At 65.4% G+C, this 21,766-nt stretch carries 14 protein-coding genes; 10 read left to right on the plus strand and 4 right to left on the minus strand.

Annotation, left to right across the window (positions count from 1 at the left end; translation table 11 throughout):
• Positions 1-285: 285 nt before the first annotated feature.
• Positions 286-1,740, minus strand: a complete 1,455-nt coding sequence (gene gndA, locus AC1AYN_RS05110) for an NADP-dependent phosphogluconate dehydrogenase (RefSeq protein WP_476532415.1) — start codon at positions 1,738-1,740, stop codon at positions 286-288.
• Between the two features lie 511 nt (positions 1,741-2,251).
• Between gndA and AC1AYN_RS05115 the strand changes: the two genes are divergently transcribed.
• The 4 genes from AC1AYN_RS05115 (at position 2,252) to nrdF (ending at position 7,445) form a co-directional block, all read left to right on the plus strand.
• Entirely contained in the window at positions 2,252-2,527 is a 276-nt protein-coding gene (locus tag AC1AYN_RS05115) for a glutaredoxin family protein (RefSeq protein ID WP_476532416.1), read from the plus strand.
• Positions 2,528-2,775: 248 nt separating this feature from the next.
• The gene (gene nrdI, locus AC1AYN_RS05120; protein WP_476532585.1) at positions 2,776-3,267 is read left to right on the plus strand and encodes a class Ib ribonucleoside-diphosphate reductase assembly flavoprotein NrdI; all 492 of its coding nucleotides are present in this window, start codon (positions 2,776-2,778) and stop codon (positions 3,265-3,267) included.
• Between the two features lie 257 nt (positions 3,268-3,524).
• The gene (gene nrdE / locus AC1AYN_RS05125; RefSeq protein ID WP_476532417.1) at positions 3,525-5,669 is read left to right on the plus strand and encodes a class 1b ribonucleoside-diphosphate reductase subunit alpha; all 2,145 of its coding nucleotides are present in this window, start codon (positions 3,525-3,527) and stop codon (positions 5,667-5,669) included.
• A gap of 783 nt (positions 5,670-6,452) precedes the next feature.
• Positions 6,453-7,445 (plus strand): class 1b ribonucleoside-diphosphate reductase subunit beta, encoded by a 993-nt coding sequence (nrdF, locus tag AC1AYN_RS05130; RefSeq protein WP_476532418.1) that lies wholly within the window; start codon positions 6,453-6,455, stop codon positions 7,443-7,445.
• A gap of 62 nt (positions 7,446-7,507) precedes the next feature.
• Here nrdF and AC1AYN_RS05135 read toward each other — a convergent pair whose 3' ends face one another.
• Together AC1AYN_RS05135 and AC1AYN_RS05140 are read right to left on the minus strand one after the other, a co-directional pair.
• Positions 7,508-7,873: a transcriptional regulator gene (locus tag AC1AYN_RS05135; RefSeq protein ID WP_476532419.1), complete on the minus strand. Its 366-nt coding sequence runs from the start codon at positions 7,871-7,873 to the stop codon at positions 7,508-7,510.
• Positions 7,874-7,878: 5 nt separating this feature from the next.
• Positions 7,879-8,577, minus strand: coding sequence for a hypothetical protein (locus AC1AYN_RS05140; RefSeq protein ID WP_476532420.1), 699 nt, complete (start codon positions 8,575-8,577; stop codon positions 7,879-7,881).
• 303 nt (positions 8,578-8,880) lie between these two features.
• Here AC1AYN_RS05140 and AC1AYN_RS05145 point away from each other — a divergent pair, with 303 nt between their 5' ends.
• Positions 8,881-10,251 carry an ATP-binding protein gene (locus AC1AYN_RS05145; RefSeq protein WP_476532421.1) on the plus strand — a complete coding sequence of 457 codons (1,371 nt, stop codon included), beginning with the start codon at positions 8,881-8,883 and terminating at the stop codon, positions 10,249-10,251.
• 30 nt (positions 10,252-10,281) lie between these two features.
• Positions 10,282-11,472, plus strand: coding sequence for a pyridoxal phosphate-dependent aminotransferase (locus tag AC1AYN_RS05150; protein WP_476532422.1), 1,191 nt, complete (start codon positions 10,282-10,284; stop codon positions 11,470-11,472).
• Between the two features lie 169 nt (positions 11,473-11,641).
• On the opposite strand, the gene AC1AYN_RS05155 is transcribed toward AC1AYN_RS05150, so the two are convergent.
• A complete protein-coding gene (locus AC1AYN_RS05155) occupies positions 11,642-13,060 on the minus strand; it encodes a putative ABC transporter permease (protein ID WP_476532423.1) in 1,419 nt (472 codons plus the stop codon).
• An 815-nt stretch (positions 13,061-13,875) separates the two neighbouring features.
• On the opposite strand from AC1AYN_RS05155, the gene AC1AYN_RS05160 reads away from it, so the two are divergent.
• The 4 genes from AC1AYN_RS05160 to AC1AYN_RS05175 all read left to right on the plus strand — a co-directional run bounded on the left by AC1AYN_RS05160 (position 13,876) and on the right by AC1AYN_RS05175 (position 21,747).
• Positions 13,876-15,552 (plus strand): adhesin, encoded by a 1,677-nt coding sequence (locus tag AC1AYN_RS05160; protein ID WP_476532424.1) that lies wholly within the window; start codon positions 13,876-13,878, stop codon positions 15,550-15,552.
• 150 nt (positions 15,553-15,702) lie between these two features.
• Positions 15,703-16,623, plus strand: a complete 921-nt coding sequence (locus AC1AYN_RS05165) for a hypothetical protein (protein WP_476532425.1) — start codon at positions 15,703-15,705, stop codon at positions 16,621-16,623.
• A 250-nt stretch (positions 16,624-16,873) separates the two neighbouring features.
• Entirely contained in the window at positions 16,874-19,564 is a 2,691-nt protein-coding gene (locus tag AC1AYN_RS05170; RefSeq protein WP_476532426.1) for a YhgE/Pip family protein, read from the plus strand.
• Complete coding sequence (locus AC1AYN_RS05175; RefSeq protein WP_476532427.1) at positions 19,561-21,747, plus strand: YhgE/Pip domain-containing protein; 2,187 nt, start codon at positions 19,561-19,563, stop codon at positions 21,745-21,747. Before AC1AYN_RS05170 ends, AC1AYN_RS05175 begins: the two co-directional genes overlap by 4 nt.
• Positions 21,748-21,766: the final 19 nt, after the last annotated feature.

The raw sequence follows: 21,766 nt of genomic DNA on the forward strand, positions 1-21,766 counted from the left end.
TGAACTGTGGTCGGCGCAATGATTCCCGGAAAACGACCCTATTCTCCGGGATTACTTGCGCTGAGACGAGACCAGCACAAGAAATCCCGGACGAGTGGTGTGTCGTCCGGGATTTCTTGCACCGAAAAAGAGCTTCTTGCTCTTCGGATGCTGGGTTGCCCGGCTCGATCAGCAATTATGGACCGGACTACGGCCGGACTCAAATCTGGCTCGGCGGTAAACCGCCTCGCACCGAAGAGGGCCGGACGGCCCACCGGGCCGTCCTAAGCCTGAGATTGAGGAGTTTCACTCCTCAATCTCAGGCTTACCCTCTTCGGCCCACAACGTGTGGAACACGCCGGGCTTGTCGACGCGGCCGTAGGTGTGGGCACCGAAGAGGTCGCGCTGGGACTGGGTGAGGGCGGTGGGGAGGCGCTTGGAGCGCAGGCCGTCGTAGTACGCCAGGGAGCTGGAGAACACCGGGGTGGGGATACCCGCCTCGATGGCCTTGACAATCACGCGACGCCACGCGTCCTGCGATTCGCCGATGATCTTCTCGAAGTACGGGTCGAACAGCAGCGAGGCCGGCGGGTTGTCGCCCTTGAACGCCTCGGTGATGCGGTCGAGCAGGAACTGGGCGCGGATGATGCAGCCGCCGCGCCAGATGCGGGCCACCTCGGACAGGTTGATGTCCCAGCCGTACTCCTTCGCGCCATCCTGGATCTCGTTGAGACCCTGCGCGTAGGCGACGACCTTGGAGGCGAACAGCGCACGACGCACATCCTCGATGAACGCGGCCTTCTCCTCGCCGTCAAGATCGATGGTCTTGTTCGGGCCGGCCAGGTTCTCCTGCTGGGCGGCCTCGCGCAGCTCGCCGTGGGAGGAGAGGGCGCGGGCGAACACGGCCTCGCCGATCGAGGCGACCGGGGAGCCGAACTCGAGACCGGTCTGGACGGTCCACGTGCCGGTGCCCTTCATGCCGGCGTGGTCGACGACCACGTCCACGAACGGCTTGCCGGTGGCGGCGTCCTTGTGGTGCAGCACTTCGGCGGTGATCTCGATCAGGTAGGAGTCGAGGTCGCCCTTGTTCCACTCGTCGAACACGCCGGCGATCTCCTCGGCGTCCATCCCGAGGCCGCGGCGCAGGATGTCGTACGCCTCGCCGATCACCTGCATGTCCGCGTATTCGATGCCGTTGTGGACCATCTTCACGAAGTGGCCGGCGCCATCGGTGCCGATGTGCGTCACGCACGGCTCGCCGTTCACCTTCGCCGCGATCGATTCGAGGATCGGGCCGAGCGTCTTCCAGGATTCCGCGGTGCCGCCGGGCATCAGGGACGGGCCGTTGAGCGCGCCCTCCTCGCCGCCGGACACGCCGCAGCCGACGAAGTGGAAGCCCTTGGCGCGCACTTCCTTCTCGCGCTTGATGGTGTCCTTGAAGAACGAGTTGCCGCCGTCGACGATGATGTCGCCCGGCTCGAACACCTGCTCGAGCTGCTCGATGACCGCGTCGGTCGGGCCGCCGGCCTTGACCATGATGATCGCGGTACGCGGGCGCTTCAGGGACGCGGCGAACTCCTCCAGCGTCTTGGTCGGGACGAACGCGCCCTCGGAGCCGTGCTCCTCCATGAGCTTCTCGGTGCGCGAGTAGTGGCGGTTGAACAGCGCCACCGTGTTGCCGTGGTGCGCGAGGTTGCGGGCCAGGTTGGAACCCATCGCCGCAAGTCCGATAACACCGATGTTTGCCGTAGCTTCGGCCATTTGCCTTGCCTTTCAGTCGATTCAGCTTGTTCCGAGAAAAGTCTATCCCGCTCAGGGCCGATGCGCGAGTGGCATCTTATGTCAAGCGGCCGTATGGGCGGCGGGGACTACCCCTCAGTCATGCTGCGCATGACAGCTCCCCTGCAAGGGGAGCCGGGGTGAGGGGCATACCGACGGGCGAGCAGCATCTTACGCCGGATGAACCGCGTGGGTGGCGGGGACTACCCCTCAGTCATGCGAAGCATGACAGCTCCCCTGCAAGGGGAGCCTGGGTGGGGAGGCGATGTGAGGAAGACGACATTTTCCGTTTTGCGGCGATTCCGGCCGCGGCCGGGCCGACCTCGCCCACGGCGTGTCCTTTGGGATTCCAATGATTTGCCGACGTCAGACGCAGACACTACATCTAGCGAAATCATCGACGACACGCCACTATGGATAGTGTTTACTCGTCAATCAATCCTCGATAGGCTGTCTCCCGCACCACATCACACCCGTCCGATCGGAGACCACCATGACCGTCACCGTGTTCACCAAGCCGCGTTGCCCGCAGTGCGACGCCACCAAGCGCCAGCTCGACAAGCTCGGCATCCCGTTCGAGACGGTCGACCTGACGCAGAACCCGTCCACGCTGGAACAGCTGCAGCAGGCGGGGTTCCGGCAGGCACCGGTCGTCATCACCCCGGACAACTCGTGGACCGGCTATCGTCCGGACCTGATCCGCGAACTCGCGAAAGCCGCGGCGGCGAACGCGACGCAGGACGTCGAGCAGCACACGGTCGCCGCATGAACGTCACACCGAACGTGAGCGGCGGCACGGGAGGGGACCTGTCCGGCCTGACCGGGGCGACGCCCGTCCGTCGCGCGCAAGGCGCGGGAGGCGCGGGAGGCGCGGGAGGCGCGGGAAATCTGTCCGCACTGACCGGCGTCGCGGCGGGCGGACGTCGTCACGGCGCCGCCGCGGCGCGACGTGACGACGCGGACGGCGGCGACGCGACGCGCGCGGGACGCCGTAGCGCGCCCGTCGCGCTGCACGGGATGAGCGAGACGCCGGACCATGACGATGCGACGCCCGGCACGCCGGAAACGGCGGCGGCGGGCGGACGCGCCAAGGCGATCGGCGCGCTCGTGTACTTTTCCTCCGCATCGGAGAACACGTCACGGTTCGTCGCCGGACTGAAGCTCGGCGAGGCGGGGATCAACGTGTACCGGATTCCGCTGAAACCGAACGCGGCGATGCTCAACGTGCGCGAACCGTACGTCATCATGGTGCCCACATACGGCGGCGGAGACGCGCGCAAGGCCGTGCCGCCGCAGGTGAAACGATTCCTCAACCATGCGGGCAACCGCGCGTGGATCCGCGGCGTGATCGCCTCCGGCAACACGAACTTCGGCACCGCATACGGCGCGGCCGGCGACATCATCGCCGCGAAATGCCGCGTCCCGTACCTGTACCGCTTCGAACTGATGGGCACGCGCGAGGACTCCCGCAAAGTGCGCGACGGCCTCGTCAGGTTCTTCACGCGGTGAGGTAAGTCCGCCGAATCGGCGACATGCGCCGCCGTCTCTCCCCCAGTCTCACTCCGTTCGACAGCCCCCTCGTCAGAGGGGGCCAAGCACCTTACCGGCATAACGACGCCGCCTCCCCAACACGACACGACGCAGCCTCCCTCTGACGAGGGAGGTGGCACGGCGCAGCCGTGACGGAGGGAGAGACCCCGACATCTCACCGTGGCGAAAGCCACCGACGCCCAACCGTGACCGAACAATCTCCTGAAGGGTATTCCATGACCACCACCTACGATCCGTCGACCGACTACCATGCGCTGAACGCGATGCTCAACCTGTACGACGAGCACGGGCTCATCCAGTTCGGCAAGGACAAGGAGGCCGAGCGCGCCTACGTCACGAGCGAGATCGAGCCGAACACGAAGCGTTTCGCCACGGCCGGCGAGCGCCTGCGTTGGCTCATCGACCACGACTACTACGACGGCGACGTGTTCGCCCGCTACAGCGCCGACTTCCTCGAATCGTTCTACACGCACGCCGCGCAGGCCGGCTTCGAGTTCGAGACGTTCCTCGGCGCGTTCAAGTTCTTCCGTTCCTACGCGTTGAAGTCGTTCGACGGCAAGACGTATCTCGAGGACTTCCCGCAGCGTTGCGCCGCGGTCGCCCTCGACCTGGCCGCCGGCGACGAATCCGCCGCCACCGCCTATCTCGACGAGATGCTCGCCGGCCGTTTCCAGCCGGCCACGCCGACGTTCCTGAACCTCGGCAAGGCGCAGCGCGGCGAGCCGGTGAGCTGCTTCCTCGTGCGCATCGAGGACAACATGGAGTCGATCTCGCGTGGCATCAACGCGGCCCTGCAGCTGTCGAAGCGCGGCGGCGGCGTGGCGCTGCTCCTGTCCAACCTGCGTGAGCTGGGCGCGCCGATCAAGCACATCGAGAACCAGTCGAGCGGCGTCGTGCCGGTCATGAAGCTGCTCGAGGACTCGTTCTCGTACGCGAACCAGCTGGGCGCGCGCCAGGGCGCGGGCGCCGTGTACCTCAACGCGCATCATCCGGACATCATGCGTTTCCTTGACACGAAACGCGAGAACGCGGACGAGAAGATCCGCATCAAGTCGCTCGCGTTGGGCGTGGTCGTGCCGGACATCACGTTCGAACTCGCCAAGCGCAAGGAGCGGATGGCGCTGTTCAGCCCGTACGACGTGGAGCGCGTGTACGGCAAGCCGTTCGCCGACATCTCCGTCACCGAGAAGTACGACGAGATGCTGGCCGACGACCGCATCAGGAAGACGTACATCGACGCGCGCAGGTTCTTCACGACACTCGCCGAGCTGCAGTTCGAATCCGGCTACCCGTATCTCGTCTTCGAGGACACGGTCAACCGCGCGAACCCGATCGACGGCCGCGTGACGATGTCGAACCTGTGCTCGGAGATCCTGCAGGTGCAGGAGGCGAGCGTCTACCGCGACGACCTCTCCTACGAGCACGTGGGCCGCGACGTGTCCTGCAACCTCGGCTCGCTTAACATCGCGAAGGCGATGGACGGCGGTCTCGCCGGCACGGTCGAGACGGCGATCCGCGCGCTGACGGCCGTCGCCGAGCACACGTCGATCGACGCGGTGCCGTCGATCCGACGCGCGAACGACGAAGGCCACGCAATCGGTCTCGGCCAGATGAACCTGCACGGCTTCCTCGCGCGCGAGGGCCTGCGTTACGGCTCCGACGAGGCGCTCGACTTCACCGACATGTACTTCATGACCGTCGCCTACCACGCCTACCGTGCGTCGCATGATCTGGCGGTCGAGCGCGGCAAGGCGTTCGTCGGATTCGAACGTTCCGATTACGCGAAGCCGGCCGGCGCGGGCAACTACTTCGACAAGTACACGGACGGCCGCGCGCCCGCCGCGCCGCGCACGGAGCGCGTGCGCGAGCTGTTCACGCGCTATGGGGTCGCGGTGCCGAGCGTCGCCGATTGGGAGGCGCTGCGCGACGCGATCCTGCGCGATGGGCTGTACAACCAGAACCTGCAGGCCGTGCCGCCCACCGGGTCGATCTCGTACATCAACCACTCCACGTCGTCGATCCACCCGATCGCCTCGAAGATCGAGATCCGCAAGGAAGGCAAGATCGGGCGCATGTACTACCCGGCGCCGTACATGACCAACGACAATCTCGAATACTTCCAGGACGCCTACGAGATCGGATGGCAGGCGATCGTCGACACGTACGCGGCCGCCACGCGCCACGTCGACCAAGGCCTCTCGCTCACGCTGTTCTTCCCGGACACCGCCACCACGCGCGACGTGAACAAGGCCCAGATCTACGCCTGGCGCAAGGGCATCAAGACCCTCTACTACATCCGCATCCGCCAGCAGGCGCTTGAAGGCACCGAAGTGGCCGGCTGCGTCTCCTGCATGCTCTGATGGAGCGTATACCGCCTTTCCTCGACACTCGACGTACCTCCGTACGCCTTCGGTCTCGGACGGCGGTCTCCGCACACATCAGTCTGATGGAGCGTCGTCCGCGTTGCTCCTCGGTCGACGTACCTTCGTACGCCTTCGCTCGGTGCACCTTGATGCCGCACACGTCACGCACGATTCCATGGGGGTGCCATCTTGCCTCCCTCTGACGAGGGAGGTGACCGCCGAAGGCGGTCGGAGGGAGAGATACCGCCGACGTTACGTTCCGGCTATCTCTCCCCCAGTCCGCTACGCGGACAGCCCCCTCGTCAGAGGGGGCCAAGAAATAAGCCGGCTTGCACACCGCCTGCGAACGCCTCCAGCGTTTGCTCCACGGCGACGTCCCGTCAGAGGGGGCCAAGAACCGTCGCCGTCTCTGCGCCCCCTTTAGGGGGAGCTGGCCCGCGTAGCGGGACTGAGGGGGTATACAGACACCGGGCCCACTTACCTACGTCATCGCACCACACATCACCACATCAGAAGGGGAACATCATGTCGAAAACCGTGTACCGGATGATCCTGCGGCTCACCGCGCCCGAGGAGTTCGCGGACCGCGACAATCGCGACAGCGAAACCGACTGAATCCCGGATCTTCCGAATCACCCCCCTCAGTCGGCCTTCGGCCGCCAGCTCCCCCTTCAGGGGGAGCAAGAGATACGCATGCACCGGCAGGTGTATTCGGAACAATCGGACACACGCACCACCGAATCACCGAAACGTAACGAACCAACCGAAAAGGAGAGAACCATGGCGCCGATTTCCGTGCCGCGCAAACCGCTGAAGCTCATCGACCGCGTCTCCGCGATCAACTGGAACCGACTCGAGGACGAGAAGGACCTCGAGGTGTGGGACCGCCTGACCGGCAACTTCTGGCTGCCGGAGAAGGTGCCGGTCTCGAACGACATCCCCTCGTGGCAGGCGATGAGCGAGGAGGAGCACACGCTCACGATGCGCGTGTTCACCGGTCTCACGCTGCTCGACACGATCCAGGGCACGGTCGGCGCGGTGTCGTTGATTCCGGACGCGCTCACCCCGCATGAGGAGGCCGTGTACACGAACATCGCGTTCATGGAGTCCGTGCACGCGAAGTCGTATTCGTCGATCTTCTCCACGCTGTGCTCGACCGAGCAGATCGACGCCGCGTTCGCGTGGAGCGAGGAGAACGAGTACCTGCAGAAGAAGGCGCAGATCGTGCTCGACTACTACGAGGGCGACAGTCCGTTGAAGCGCAAGGTCGCCTCGACGCTGCTCGAATCGTTCCTCTTCTACTCGGGCTTCTACCTGCCGATGTACTTCTCCAGCCATGCGAAGCTCACGAACACGGCCGACGTAATCCGCCTCATCATCCGCGACGAGGCCGTACACGGCTACTACATCGGCTACAAGTACCAGAAGGGGCTCGAGCGTGCGAGCGAGGCGAAGCGCGAGGAGCTGCGCGAGTACACGTACGACCTCTTGAACGAGCTGTACGACAACGAGGTGGAGTACACCGAGTCGCTGTACGGCGGCGTGGGGTTGACCGACGACGTGGAGAAGTTCCTGCGCTACAACGGCAACAAGGCGCTGATGAACCTCGGCTACCCGGCGCTGTTCCCGGCGGAGATCTGCGACGTGAACCCGGCGATCATCGCGTCCCTGTCACCCAACGCGGACGAGAACCACGACTTCTTCTCCGGTTCCGGCTCCTCCTACGTGATGGGCAAGGCCGAGGAGACCGACGACGACGATTGGGACTTCTGATTCCCGATCGGCAGGCCTCCGGTTCACGATTCCCTCCAGCTCGGAACCGTGGACCGGAGGCCCTAGAGAACAGCCCCTTGGGCGATGGCCTGCAACGCGGCCAGGTGCCCGGCGAGCGCCCGGCGGCCCTCCGGCGTGATGGCCGCCCATGTGACCATGTGACGGGTCGATTCGCCCGGCCGCTTGACCAGGGCGATGTACCCGTCGCCGGCGAGCGTGTTGAGGTGGCGGGAGCACATCGCGTCGCTCAGCCCGAGCGCCTCGCGGATGTCGGCGAAACGCATCTCCCTGACCGAGGAAAGCAGTCCGCAGATGCGCAGGCGCGTCGGCTCGTGGATGACGGCGTCGAACCGGGGCTCAACGGCACCGAAGCCGCGGATGCCTGGAGCCTTGCCCAAGCCCGGCGCTTTGCTTGCATCACCGCCCATGGCGCTCACCGCCCCTCCTTCTTGATCGTCGCGACGAAGTATCGATCGTACAGGTAATCCCAGAGGGCGAGCACCGCGCCCATCACAACGCCGACGACCATGGGCATCTCCGGCATCGCCGATTGATGGAGCATCCACCAGAGCAGCAGGACGAACACGCCGATCTGGACGATGAGCTGCGCAATCAGCACGACCCACATGAACACGTTCCGTGGCCGCAGTTCGCCCATGAACACGCTGTAGTCGGAGCCGATCTGGCGTTTGCGCCACTCTCCCAGCTCGAACAGCGCATAGCACAGCGCTGCGGCCGCGGCCATATACGATACCGATTCGAGCAACGGGAATCGGGCTTCCACAAGCCAGCCGTCCGCATCGAATTCGATGACGGCGAACTGTGCGAACAATTGCGCACACAGCAGGTACATGACCCCGGCGATCACGCCGTTGACCGGATACCACCATTTCGGGGGCATCAGCCGTTCGGCGTTGCCGTCGCGGTCGGCGGCTATCTGGTTCAGCGCCGCCGCGGCCGCCGCCGGGTCGATGGCGGGTTGCGGCGCGCCGGTCCGGCTGTCGGTCCGGTCCGGGGGTCCGGCGGCTGCGCTTGATGCATCGGTGCCGGCAAGGCCGACGGTCTTGACGGTTCCGGCGGCGGCATGGGTCGCTTCGGTGATTCCGACGGTGCTCAGAGGTGTCGTGGCCATGATGGGACTCCTTGCGTTGATGACGGCGCGCCGGCGGCGCGCGCGAAACGTTCCGTGCGATGGGCTGTCTGATTACACAAGCGAATGATGATTCGACCGGGAGGAGATGGCGATGTCGACATGCCCAGTATATCACTTTACTTGCATGAAAGTAAAGTGATACCCCCGATTCCGGTTCACGATTTTCACCCGGGGAATCGTGGACCACGGAGCGCCGCACATTTTATCATCTAAAAATGTGGAAGTCAGCCACATTTTTAGATGATAAAATGTGGGAGTCAGCCACATTTCAGGAGGATAATCATGGGTGAGCGACTCAGCAGAGGCCTGATGAACGACCTGTCGGCATGGAAGCAGCAGCCGAATCGCAAGCCCCTGCTGCTTCGGGGAGCCCGCCAAACCGGAAAGACATGGATCGTCAGCGAATTCGGCAGACGATTCTACGACGACATCCTGCGCATCGACTTCATGCGCGACATCGACGCCATCGGCCTGTTCGACCACACCCTCGACCCTCACACCGTCCTCGACAATCTATCCATCTATGCCGGAAAGGACATACAGCCGGGCAGGACCTTGATCTTCCTTGACGAGATCCAGGAATGTCCGCGAGCGCTCACCGCATTGAAATACCTGAGCGAGGAGACTCCGGAGCAACACATCATCGCGACCGGCTCCTATATGGGCGTGTCCAAGCATCCGGACGCATCGTTCCCCGTAGGCAAGGTCAATATGATGACCCTCCATCCGTTGTCCTTTCTTGAGTATCTGGACAACGCCGGGCAACAACGATTGGCGGATCTGATCAGAAACGGAGAACCCGAACGCATCAACCCGACGTTCACCACGCGCCTGACCGACCTGTTGAAGCGCTACACGGTGGTCGGCGGCATGCCGGCCGCCGTATCCGCTCATCTGGGAGGTTCACCGATGCAAAAAATCCGATCTATCCAACAGGAGATTCTCGACGCATACGATCTGGATTTCTCCAAGCACGCACCACCACGGATGCTGGAACGAATCCGATTGGTATGGCGCACCCTGCCGACCCAACTCGCCAAGGAGAACCGCAAGTTCGTATACGGCGTGGTACGCCCCGGAGCGCGAGCACGCGACTTCGAGGAGAGCATCATGTGGCTGAAGGATTATGGCATCATCCAACAGGTGCATTGCGTCACGGCGCTGCGTGAACCATTGAATGGCTACATCGATACCTCCACGTTCAAAATGTTCACGTCGGACATCGGCCTGCTCGGTGCGCTGGCCGGCCTCGACCCGTCCGTCGTCACCGAAAACCGCCGCGTGTTCACCGAATTCAAGGGGGCGTTGACCGAGCAATACGTCTGCCAACAGCTGGTGGCCCAAGGGTACGAGCCGACCTACTGGTCGAATCCGCAGGGGCACGCGGAAATCGACTTCTCCATCGAGAAAGACGGCGCCGTGTATCCCATCGAGGTGAAGGCGGAGCAGAATCTGCGGGCAAGAAGTCTGAAAGTGGCGTATGCGCGATTCCCGATCGTCCATGCCATACGAACCAGTCTCGCCGACTACCGTGATGAGTCATGGGTCGCCAACCTGCCTCTTTGGGCCGTTGGCGGGCTCGGCCGATTCATCACGCGTCATGCTGATACGTGGAGGGAGCACCACGAATCGGACGCAACGGTGGTTGAATAGGGGTATCTGACTTCGAACAAGGAGCGACCCATGATCAACGAGGAATACAAGGCGATGCTGGGCGGCAAGTCCGTCATCCGCGAGCTGAGCGAGTACGCGACCGCCCGCGGCAAGGAGATCGGCTACGAGAACGTGTTCGACTACTCGCTGGGCAATCCGAGCGTGCCCGCCCCGCCGGACTTCGCGAAGACGATGGTCGACCTGTACGAGCACGGCGATCCGGTCGCCATCCACGGCTACTCCCCGTCGCTCGGCATCCCGTCCGTCAAGGAGGCGATCGCCGACTCGTTGAACCGCCGCTTCGGCACCAGCTACACCGGCAACCACATCTTCCCGACGACCGGCGCGGCCGGCGCACTCGCGCACGCGATGCGCGCCGTCACCAAGCCCGGCGACGAGATCATCACGTTCGCGCCGTACTTCCCCGAATACCAGCCGTACGTGAACGGCACGGGCGCGCACCTGACCGTCATCCCCGCGGACACCGCGAACTTCCAGATCAACTTCGACGCGTTCGAGGCGGCCCTCAACCCGAACGTGCAGGCCGTGCTCATCAACACGCCGAACAACCCGTCCGGCGCCGTCTACTCGGCCGATACGCTCAAGCGTCTCGCCGCGATCCTCACCGCCAAGCAGACCGAATACGGCCACGACATCTTCCTCATCAGCGACGAACCGTACCGCGAGATCGTGTTCGACGGCGGCACCCAGCCGTACCCGGCGAACTTCTACGCGAACACGCTCACCTGCTACTCGTGGTCGAAGTCGCTCTCCCTGCCGGGCGAGCGCATCGGCTACGTGGCGGTGAACCCGACCGCCACGGATGCCGACCTGCTCGTGCCGATGATGGGCCAGATTTCGCGCGGCACCGGCCACAACTGCCCGCCGAGCTCGATCCAGCTGGGCGTCGCGAAGGTGCTCGACGAGACGAGCGACCTGAGCGTGTACGAGACGAACATGAACCTGCTGTACGACGCGCTCACCTCGATCGGCTTCGACGTGGTGCGCCCCGGCGGCACGTTCTACATCTTCCCGAAAGCGCTTGAGGAGGACGCGACCGCGTTCTGCCTCAAGGCGAAGGAGTACGACCTGATCCTCGTGCCGTCGGAGAGCTTCGGCGTGCCCGGCTACTTCCGCATGGCCTACTGCATCGATACCGAGAAGGTCAAGCGCTCGATCCCCGCGCTGGAGAAGTTCGCCCACGAACAGTACGGCCTGTGACGGAACGCTGATGCTCCTTTTCCATCGCCTCCCTCTGACGAGGGAGGTGGCCGCCGAAGGCGGTCGGAGGGAGAGATACCGCGAACAGCCATGTTCCAGCCGTCTCTCCCCCACCCGGCTTCGCCGGGAGCCCCCTCGTCAGAGGGGGCCAAATGAAGGCAGCCGACCCCTACACCCTGCCGGCCTTGGACGGGTCGATGGTCATCGTCTGGAAGCGGTTCGCCATGTACGCGTCGCCGTAGTGCGTGGCGAACCATCGGGTGATGGGCGAATCCTGCGGCAGGCCCGCCATGCGGCCGTACCAGCAATCAAGCGCCATCAGCGTGAACGCGATGTCGACGAGCATCAGCACGGCGCATACGGCGGTGAGCGAATACCGCACCTTCCACGGGATCCGGTTGATGAGCCGCAGCAGCCGCGGCAGGATCCACCGCACCCATACCACGCCGATCAGCCCCCAGAACACCATGTATTTGCCGGACGTGCGCCCGTCGATCGACAGCCATTGCCCGGTGTAGTCCCATGCGGTGATGCCGAACGCCACCTCCATGAACCAGCTGGTCGCGTATTCGAACGTGCCGCCGATCACCGCGCTCGCGCAGAAGATCAGGAACGGGTTCGACTTCCACAAGCGGTTCAGCGCCACGGTGACGAGCACCGCCCCGCACCCGTAGATCGGCGAGAACGGGCCCCAGAGCAGCCCGGCGCGGTCCTGGAGTTCGCCGTGGTACATCGCGAAGTGGTACACGGTCTCGACGGCGAGTCCGAACACGCAGGCCACGGTGAACAGCCAGAAGATGTTGAAGAAGTCGAACGCGATGTACCCTTTGCCGGACGGGTCGCGCCCGAGCATGCCCGCTTCGACGGCGCGCTCGTAGTCGTCGCGGTCGTCCATGCGTTTGAGCGTGCGTTGCAGCCGTCGCTCCTCGGCGAGCCCGGGATCGCACGCGATGGACACGGCGACGAGGATCGCCATGCGCACGGCCGGCGCGATGAGGTTCGCGCCGAGGCCGTCGAGTGCGAGCGACAGCATGCCTTCGGCGAGCGTGACCGGCATCAGCACGTACGCCCATCGGGCCGCGTAGCGTCGCCGGTTGCGCAGCAGCAGCACGCCGAACACGATGAGCGCGGCCGCGTTGGCGATGAGGACGAGCGCCTGCAGTCCGGTGAGGATGGCGGTCAGGCTAGCCGCGTGGAACGTGAGTTCGCCGCGCATGATCGCGCGTACGGCGTCGACGGACGCGAGCACGACGACCGGCAGCGTGACGAGGCCGTCGAGCAGCACCAGCACGCCGTACATGCGGATGAGCCACGGCAGCCGTCGTGCGTCGAGACGGCTTTGTTCGTCAAGTTCGGCGGCGACGAGGTCGGCGGTCACCGCCGCCTCCTCGCCCGCCGCCGTGCGTCCGTTTGTCGTCGTGCGTCCGTCCGTCGCCGTGCGTCCGTCCGTCGCGGCGCCGTTTCGCGATGATTCCGTTTGCGATGACTTGTTTCGCGACGATTGTGACGATGAGGCTTGCGATGACTCGGCCTTCGGCGATCGCGATGACTCGGTCCCCGATGGTCCAATCCTCGATGACCTCCCCATGACGACTCCTTCCCACGCACGATGCCAACAGGCTAACATGCCGGCTACGCGCTCCCGCCGGCGGGACATCGCCGTGAAGCAAACGCCGGAGGCGTTTGTAGGCGATGTGCGAACCGACAGGCGAGCCGATGTGGGGTCGGCCGCAGGCCGTCCGTGATTGCGGGGCCCGCGAAGCGGGACTGAGGGTGGCCCCAGACATCACAAACCCCCGGCTCAAACCCCCGTTCTCCTGGATTTACAGCGCTAAACACCCGTTTCACCCCCATCGAAACGGGTGTTTGACGCTGTAAATCGGGAATATCGTCCATTTGGCACCCCTTTTTTGAGCGGGGAGCAGTGCCTCCCTCTGACGAGGGAAGTGGTCCACGGCGGACGACGCGACCCGTCCGGCCCCGAATTGCCTCCCTCTGACGAGGGAGGTGGCCGCCGAAGGCGGTCGGAGGGAGAGATACCGCGAACAGTCACGTTCCAGCTATCTCTCCCCCACCCGGCTTCGCCGGGAGTCCGACCGCAATCAAGGACAGCCTACGGCTGACCCCACATCAGCTCGCCTGTCGGCTCACACATCGCCTACAAACGCCTCCGGCGTTTGCTTCACGGCAATGTCTCGTCAGAGGGGGCCAAGGCGAACGGGGCCAAGGCGGAGGGGCTTTCAGGTAACGGTCAAGAATTATTCAGAGGTTGCTTTGCAAGGTCGCAGACGACCTGAACGTTTGCGCAAGGGCGCTCCCCGGAACCGGCGGTGTACTGATATCAGCAAGCACGAAAGGCCCGCCACCGCAAGCATCGCGGCGGGCACGACGAAAGGCACGATCATGGGCATCAGGAACACCTCCGGCAAGCGGCGGGGCGGCACCACCTCCACAAGCTTCCGCGAATCGCACGAATCGGCCACGGGCCGCGGCACGCGCCGCCCCCGTGACCCCCGCGGCGCGCGTACCGCACAGGTCACGACCGGCAAGCTCGCCGCGATCGCCGCGGGCACGGCGCTCATCGTCGGCTTCGGCGGCGGCGCGGCAGGCACGGCGATCCTGCGCGGTGCCGCGGGACGCGGCGACAATACAATCGTCTCCGGTCAGATGGCCGGCATGGGCGGCGCGAACACGATGACCTACGACTACTCCGGCTCATACACGGCGGCGCTCACCGCCGACGGCGAGGAAATCACGTCGTCCGATACGACGGCCGCGACCAACGCCGACCAGAACGCGGCCCTCGCGCAGAACGGCGGCACGCTGACGCTCACCGGAGCGACGCTCACCAAATCCGGCGACTCCGACAGCGCCGACAACAACAACTTCTACGGCACGAACTCGGTCAGCCTGACCGTCGGCAAGAAGTCGAAGACCGTCATCGGCGGCTCGAAGCTCACCGCCGACTCGTCCGGCTCGAACGGCGTGTTCGTGACCGACTCCGGCACCGCGCTCGTCCACGACACGACGATCTCGACGACCGGCGACAACTCGCGCGCCCTCGACGCGACCTATTCCGGCACGATTCTCGCCGGCGAAATCACCGCGGATACGCAGGGCGACCACAGCGCGACCGTCGCCACCGACCGCGGCGGCGGCTCGATCTCGCTCAACGAGGCGGACCTCAAGACCGCGGGCTCCGGCTCGCCGCTCCTCTACTCGACCGGCGACGTGCAGGTGACGAACGTGACCGGCACGTCCACCGGCTCGCAGATCGCCGGCATGGAGGGTCTCAACACGATCCTCATCAAGGATTCGACGCTGACGAGCACCATCACGGACAAGACGGCCAGCGACCCGGTCGCCAACGGCGTGATCATCTACCAGTCGACCTCCGGCGACGCCGAGGCCTCGACCGGCGAACACGCGACGTTCCAGGCCGCCGATTCGACGCTGAAATCGTCGATCGAATCCGGCTCGATGTTCTACTTCACGAACACCACCGCCGACGTGGTCCTCTCGAACACGACGCTCGACTTCGATTCGTCGAAGGCGGCGCTCATCACCGCGGCCGGCAACGACGCGAACAACTGGGGGTCCGCCGGATCGAACGGCGCGACCGTCACGTTCACCGGGCGTGGCCAGACGCTCGCCGGCACGGTCAGCGCGGACACGATCTCGTCGGTCACGTTGAACCTGCTCGACGGGTCGACGTGGACCGGCGCCGCGAGCATCACCGAGAACGCGAACGCGAGCGACGGCACGACGAGCGACGCGCCGATCACGGTGAACGTGGACGGCTCCTCCACGTGGGTCGTGACCGACAGCACGACCGTCTCCGCGTTGAACGTCGCGGACGGCGGCAAAGTCGTCGACGCCGACGGGAACACGGTGACGATCAAGGCGGACGGCAAGACCGTCGTGAAGGGCGATTCCGACGTGACGGTCACCGTGACCGGCGACTACGCGACGACCCTGCCCGACACGGCCACCGGCGACGACACCACGCTCGCCACCGACCTGATCGACCGCTCCGACTACGACACCCAGTTCAACACCTCCACCACCTGGACGATGTGACCCCTCCAACTCGGCCTCTCCAACTCGGCCTCTCCAACTCGGCCCCCTCTGACTCGGCCCCCTCTGACGAGGGGGGCTGTCATCCGAAGGATGACTGGGGGAGAGACCACCTCACAACTTCACCCACACTTCCCGCGAAAGGACCCCACCATGACCACCAACGACACGAACAAGACCCAGGTGCTCGACACCGCCAAGACCACCGCCGCGACCGATGCGACGCAGGTCATCCCCGAGAAGGAGCGCCCGGCGTCCGCCGACGCACGCGCCACCGCGGCGACGCAGACCCTGCCGCCGACGGGCAGCGCGGCCGGCACCCCGACCACCGCCGGCGACTCGGCCACCGGTGACTCGGCCCGGGCGACCGCCGGCGCGAAACCGGCGTGGGAGTCCGCCCAGCAGCCGGCCTACCAGCCGATCGGCGACCAGTCCCGCTACGCCGGATACGCCGGCGCCCCGGCCGGCAACGGCACCGGTTCCACCGGCGCGTTCACCCAGTCCGCCGGCTACCCGGGAACGGGCGCGGGCACCGGAGCGAACACCGCCGCCCCGAACGGATTCGCCGCTTCGGGCGCACCGCAGGCACCGTATGCACCGGGTGCCCCGGCCGGTGCCACGCCCACCAATGGCGTGCCGGGAACGCCCGGCGCCGACACCCCCGGAGCACCCGGCGACGGCAAGGCGAAGCATCCGAAGCTGGGCGGCAAGACGGTGGCGATCATCGCCGGCGTGACGCTGGTGTGCGGCCTGCTCGGCGGCATCGCGGGCGGCGCGGTCGTCACCGCGTTCTCCGATTCCGGCCGCAGCGAAGGCACGAGCCAGATGGGCCAGATGCCCAGCGGCTCCTCGAACGGCAACGGCCAGGGCGGCGGCATGGGCGGCCAGATGGGCGAGCCGCCGAGCGGCGGCATGGGCCCCGGCGGTTCGTCCAACGGCCAGGGCGGCTCCTCCAACGGCGATTCCGACTCGTCCGGCTCGGGCTCCTCCGGTTCGAGCAGCTCCGGCTCGTCCAGCAGCTCGTCCGACACTGAATCTGGCTCCACCGCCTCCGGCGACTCCATCGCCTCCTGACCGACGGCTGGCTGGGGGAGAGATACCGCGAACGTCACGTTCCAGCTATCTCTCCCCCACCCGGCTTCGCCGGGAGCCCCCTCGTCAGAGGGAGCCAAAAATAAGCACACATCAGCCATCACAAATTAGGCAGATTGACTAGCGACACGGCAATCGGCGGGGTTCCTTCATCACCCTCCACTAGGGTGAACACTGGAAAATCGTTTCGAGCAACAGCATCGAACGACGGCAAGTAGAAGGAATCACAGGCATGGGCAACGTTCTCGCGATCGTGAAACGCGACCTCATCCGCATGCTGAAAGTGCCGGCCGCATGGGTCATCGCCGCCGGACTGACTTTCATCCCCCCGCTGTACGCATGGTTCAACATCGTGGGATTCTGGAACCCGTACGGCAACACGCAAGGCATCCAAGTGGTCGTCGCCAACAACGACAAAGGCACGAACAGCGCGCTCATCGGCAAGCAGAACCTCGGCGACCAGATCATCACACAGCTCAAGGCGAACCACCAGCTCGGCTGGACGTTCGCCGACGAGGCCGAGGCGATGAACCGCGTCCAATCCGGCAAGGCGTACGCGGCCATCGTCATCCCCAAGGACTTCAGCGACCGTCTCGCCGGCGTCGTGACCGGCGGCGCGCGACCGAAACTCGAATACTACGTGAACGAGAAGGCGAGCGCCATCGCCCCGAAGATCACGGACATCGGCGCGAGCACGGTGGACACGCAGGTCAACGGCACGTTCGTCTCCACGGTGAGCGAGGTCCTCTCCGAAACCGTCAACAAGGCGACCGACACGGTCGAGACCACCGCCGGCACGCTCCAGACGAAGACCCTGCAATCCCTCGACGACGCGCTGCGCGACGTGACGAACACGCGCGGCAAGGTCGAGGAACTCGCCGAAACGCTCAAAGCGACGCCGCAGAAGACGCAACAGGCACGCGAGGCGCTGGCCGACGTGCAGCGCCTCGCCGCCGACGCGAGCACCGGACTCGGCAGCGCGTCGCAGCTCATCGGCACCACGCAGTCGACGCTCAACACGTTCGTGGCGACCACGTCGGGCACGCTCGACACCGGCACGTCGCTGCTGTCGCAGACCTCGCAGCAGGCGACGGACGGCGTCACGCGGGTGGCGGGCGGCATCACCGTCGCGAACGGCGCGGTCGGCGACGCGGTGACGACGCTCACGCAGGTCAACCAGACGAACAAGCAGGTCCTCGACCAGCTCAAGGCCATCGTCGCGAACCCGCCGGCCGGACTCGACACGACCGCGCTGCAGCAGGTCATCGACAAACTCGAACAACGCAACGCGGCCACCGCCGAAACGCTCGCCAACGCGAAAACCCTCAACGACGACACGGCGAAGACCGTCACGTCGGTCTCCGGCCTCGCCACGACCTTCAACACGGCCACCCAGTCGACGCTCACGACGACGACCAACGCGCGCAAGACGCTCACCACCGGCGCGCTGCCGCAGCTCAACAGCGGACTCAACACGCTCGCCGGCACGACCGGCACGCTCGCCGGCGGCCTCGCCGGCCAGGGCACGCTCATCAGCCAGACGAACGTCGTGCTCGACCAGATCGACCGCGCGGCCGCCGACACGGTCACCGCGCTCGGCGACACCGACAAGGCGCTCGCCGGCGTGCAGACGCGGCTCGACACGGTCGCCACCGACCTGCGCGCGCTCGACACGTCCAGCATGCTCGGCGAACTGTTCGGCACCAGCGGCGCGGACGGCGGCATCACGCTCGACACGAAGCGCATCGCCGAGTTCATGCTCTCCCCCACCGTGCTCGACACGAAGATCCTCTACCCGGTGAACGCGTACGGCTCCGGCATGGCGCCGCTGTTCACCAACATGGCGCTGTGGGTGGGCGCGTTCGCGCTCGCCGTGATCCTGAAGCTCGAGACCGACGACGAGGGCATCGAGAACATGACGATCACGCAGGGCTATCTGGGCCGCTTCACCCTGTTCTCCGTGTTCGCCGCCGCACAGGGATTCGTGACGACGGTGGGCGACCTCGTCATCGGCGTGCAGACGGTGAACGCGTTCGCGTTCGTCCTGACCGGCATGATCACGTCGCTCGTGTACGCCTCGCTCGTGTTCGCGCTGTCTACCACGTTCCTGCACGTCGGCAAGGGCGTGTGCGTGGCGCTGATCATCCTGCAGATCCCGGGCGCGTCCGGCCTGTATCCGATCGAGATGATGCCGGACTTCTTCCGCAACCTGTACCCGTTCTTCCCGTTCACGTATTCGATCGACGCGTTCCGCGAGACGATCGGCGGATTCTACGGCGCCCACTGGTTCACCCGGATCGCGCGCCTGCTGCTGTTCGCCGTGATCGGCCTCGCGCTCGGCCTGATCGTCCGCCCGCTCATGGCGAACGTGAACCGCCTGTTCGCGCGCGAAATCGAGGAGAGCGACATGATCATCGGCGAGCCGGTGCACATGCCCGGCACCGAATACCGGCTCTCCACGGCCGTGCGCATGCTCTCCAGCCACGAAGGCTACCGCGAGCGCATCGAGCGGCAGGCGGCGCGCTTCGCCGCCCACTACCCGCGGCTCAAGCGCGGCGCGCTCGTCGCCGGCATCGTCGTGCCGATCGTGCTCGCCGTCACGTTCTCGCTCACCACGAACACGAAGCTCGAGGCGCTGCTCACGTGGATCGTCTGGATCCTGCTGATCATCGCGTTCCTCGTCACCATCGAGTTCATGAACGACAGCCTGCGCCGGCAGGTGGAGCTCGGCAACCTGGACGACGAGGCGATCCGCGCGTACATCCGCGACAAGGAGCGGCTGCGGGAGCGCAACAGGCGGCGGGTGAAGGAGAAGCTCGCCAAGCCGCTCACGTACACGTTCGACACGTTCGAACCGTTCGACACGCGCGGCGGCGACCAGCACAACGGCAACCAACACCACGAGGGGAGGTCCGCGCGATGAGGACGATCTGGCGACTGTTCACCGGCGACGTGAGGCGCATGACCAGCAACGTCGTCTCCATCATCATCACGATCGGCCTGGTCGCGATCCCCGGCCTGTTCACCTGGTTCAACATCGCGGCCAGCTGGAACCCGTTCGATAACCTCAAGAACCTGAAGTTCGCGGTCGCAAGCGTCGACGAAGGCTACAAGTCCGACCTGATTCCCATCAAGATCACCATCGGCGACACGGTCGTCAACACGCTGCGTGCCAACTCGCAGCTCGACTGGACGATCACCACGAAGGACGACGCGATCGACGGCGCGAAATCCGGCAAATACTACGCGGCGATCGTCATCCCCAAGGACTTCAGCAAGAAGATGATGACCTTCTTCTCCGCCGACGTCGACCACGTGAAGATCGACTTCTACAACAACGAGAAGAAGAACGCGCTCGCCCCGAACCTCACCAACGAGGGCGCGAACGAGGTGAGCACGCAGGTCAACCAGATGTTCGCCAAGACGCTCACCGGCACCGCCCTGTCGATCGCGTCGCAGCTCGCCGACGACCTCTCCTCGCCGAACGCCAAGACCGCGCTCGACCGGTTCAGCGCGAACATCGGCGACTTCGCGACCACGCTGAACGACACGTCGTCGATGCTGTCCAGCTACGCGACGATCACCGGATCGGCGAGCTCGCTGCTCACCGAATCCGACGCGCTGCTCGACACCGCCTCCGACGCGGCGGACGCCGCCGGAACGCAGCTCGACACCGCGAAACAGGGCGCGACCGACCTCTCCGGCGCGATGACCACCGCCGCCGACACGCTCGCCAGCGCGCTCGCCGCCAGCGCGAACAGCTACGGCGCGGTCGCCGATTCGGTCGACGACCTGTATGCGAACGCGGGCAAGCAGGCCACGGACACGGCCGCCGCGCTCGACACGCAGGCGAAGCACGTGGGCACGCAGATTGCCGACTACCAGACGATCCGCCAGTCGATCGCCGATTTGCAGGCCAAACTGCCCACCGATCTGCAGTCCGCGCTGCAGCCGATGCTCGACCGTCTCGACACGGCGATCGCCCTGCAGCAGACGATCCAGACGCGGCTCACCGATGCAGCGAACGCCGTGCGCGCGAAGAACACGGACGCGCAGAACCAGCATGCGCAGGTCAAGAGCCTCGCCACGCAGGCGAAGCAGGCGATCGCCGGCGTGAAATCCGATTTCGATACGCAGGTCAAGCCGCAGCTCAAGCAGCTGAACGCCTCGGTGACCGACGCCACGCAGGTGCTCGACGCGGGTGCCACGCGGCTCAGAAGCACGCTCGGCGATCTCGATACGACCACGACGGACGCGCAGGCCAATCTGGCCGACGTGCGCGAGACGCTGGAATCGGTGTCCGACAAGCTCGCGAAGGCCGGCGAGGAGCTCGGCTCGTTCGACGAGAAGCTGGCGGCCGCGTTGGACAGCGGCGACATGAGCACGGTCCGGGCGGTACTCGGCAATAATCCGGATACGCTGGCCGCCACGTTGGCGGCGCCGGTCCAGCTCACGCGCAAGGCGCTGTTCCCGGTGAGCGACTTCGGTTCGTCGCTCGCGCCGCTGTACATCCTCCTGCCGCTGTGGGTGGGCGCGCTGCTCATGGTCGTCACGTTGAAGACCACGGTGTCGCGCCGCACGCGCAAGGAGCTCGGCGACCCGCGGCCGCACCAGATGTACCTCGGCCATTACGGGATCTTCGCGCTGATCGCGCTGCTGCAGAGCACGTTCTCGCTGGGCGGCGCGCTGCTGTTCATCCACGTGCAGGCCGTGCATCCGCTGCTGTTCATGCTCACCGGATGGGTGAGCTCGCTGGTGTTCTCGTTCTTCACGTACACGATGGTGGTGAGCTTCGGCAACGTGGGCAAGGCGATCGGCGTGCTCATGCTCATCGTGCAGATCTCCGGTTCGAACGCCGCCTACCCGCTGCAGATGCTGCCCGACTGGATCGGGGCGATCAGTCCGGCACTGCCCGTCACCCACTCGGTGACGATGATCCGCGCGGCCATCGCCGGCATCTACGACATGGACTATTGGAAGGCGCTGGGCGCGCTGCTGCTGTTCGTCCCGCCGATCCTGCTCGTCGGACTCGTGCTGAGGAAGCCTTTGGTGCGGTTCAACCAGTGGTACGTGGCCAAAGTCGAGAGCACGAAGATCATGGCGTAGTGGCGTAGGTTCGCGCCGG

The organism is Bifidobacterium sp. LH_413, from assembly GCF_056357015.1.

Bases quoted from the DNA above. Each gene is read 5' to 3' on its own strand.
- AC1AYN_RS05140 (WP_476532420.1), bottom strand. From the start codon at position 8,577: ATGGCCACGACACCTCTGAGCACCGTCGGAATCACCGAAGCGACCCAT.
- AC1AYN_RS05165 (WP_476532425.1), top strand. From the start codon at position 15,703: ATGACCACCAACGACACGAACAAGACCCAGGTGCTCGACACCGCCAAG.
- nrdI (WP_476532585.1), top strand. From the start codon at position 2,776: ATGAGCGAGACGCCGGACCATGACGATGCGACGCCCGGCACGCCGGAA.
- AC1AYN_RS05135 (WP_476532419.1), bottom strand. From the start codon at position 7,873: ATGGGCGGTGATGCAAGCAAAGCGCCGGGCTTGGGCAAGGCTCCAGGC.
- AC1AYN_RS05115 (WP_476532416.1), top strand. From the start codon at position 2,252: ATGACCGTCACCGTGTTCACCAAGCCGCGTTGCCCGCAGTGCGACGCC.
- nrdF (WP_476532418.1), top strand. From the start codon at position 6,453: ATGGCGCCGATTTCCGTGCCGCGCAAACCGCTGAAGCTCATCGACCGC.
- AC1AYN_RS05170 (WP_476532426.1), top strand. From the start codon at position 16,874: ATGGGCAACGTTCTCGCGATCGTGAAACGCGACCTCATCCGCATGCTG.
- AC1AYN_RS05175 (WP_476532427.1), top strand. From the start codon at position 19,561: ATGAGGACGATCTGGCGACTGTTCACCGGCGACGTGAGGCGCATGACC.
- AC1AYN_RS05150 (WP_476532422.1), top strand. From the start codon at position 10,282: ATGATCAACGAGGAATACAAGGCGATGCTGGGCGGCAAGTCCGTCATC.
- AC1AYN_RS05160 (WP_476532424.1), top strand. From the start codon at position 13,876: ATGGGCATCAGGAACACCTCCGGCAAGCGGCGGGGCGGCACCACCTCC.
- nrdE (WP_476532417.1), top strand. From the start codon at position 3,525: ATGACCACCACCTACGATCCGTCGACCGACTACCATGCGCTGAACGCG.
- gndA (WP_476532415.1), bottom strand. From the start codon at position 1,740: ATGGCCGAAGCTACGGCAAACATCGGTGTTATCGGACTTGCGGCGATG.
- AC1AYN_RS05145 (WP_476532421.1), top strand. From the start codon at position 8,881: ATGGGTGAGCGACTCAGCAGAGGCCTGATGAACGACCTGTCGGCATGG.
- AC1AYN_RS05155 (WP_476532423.1), bottom strand. From the start codon at position 13,060: ATGGGGAGGTCATCGAGGATTGGACCATCGGGGACCGAGTCATCGCGA.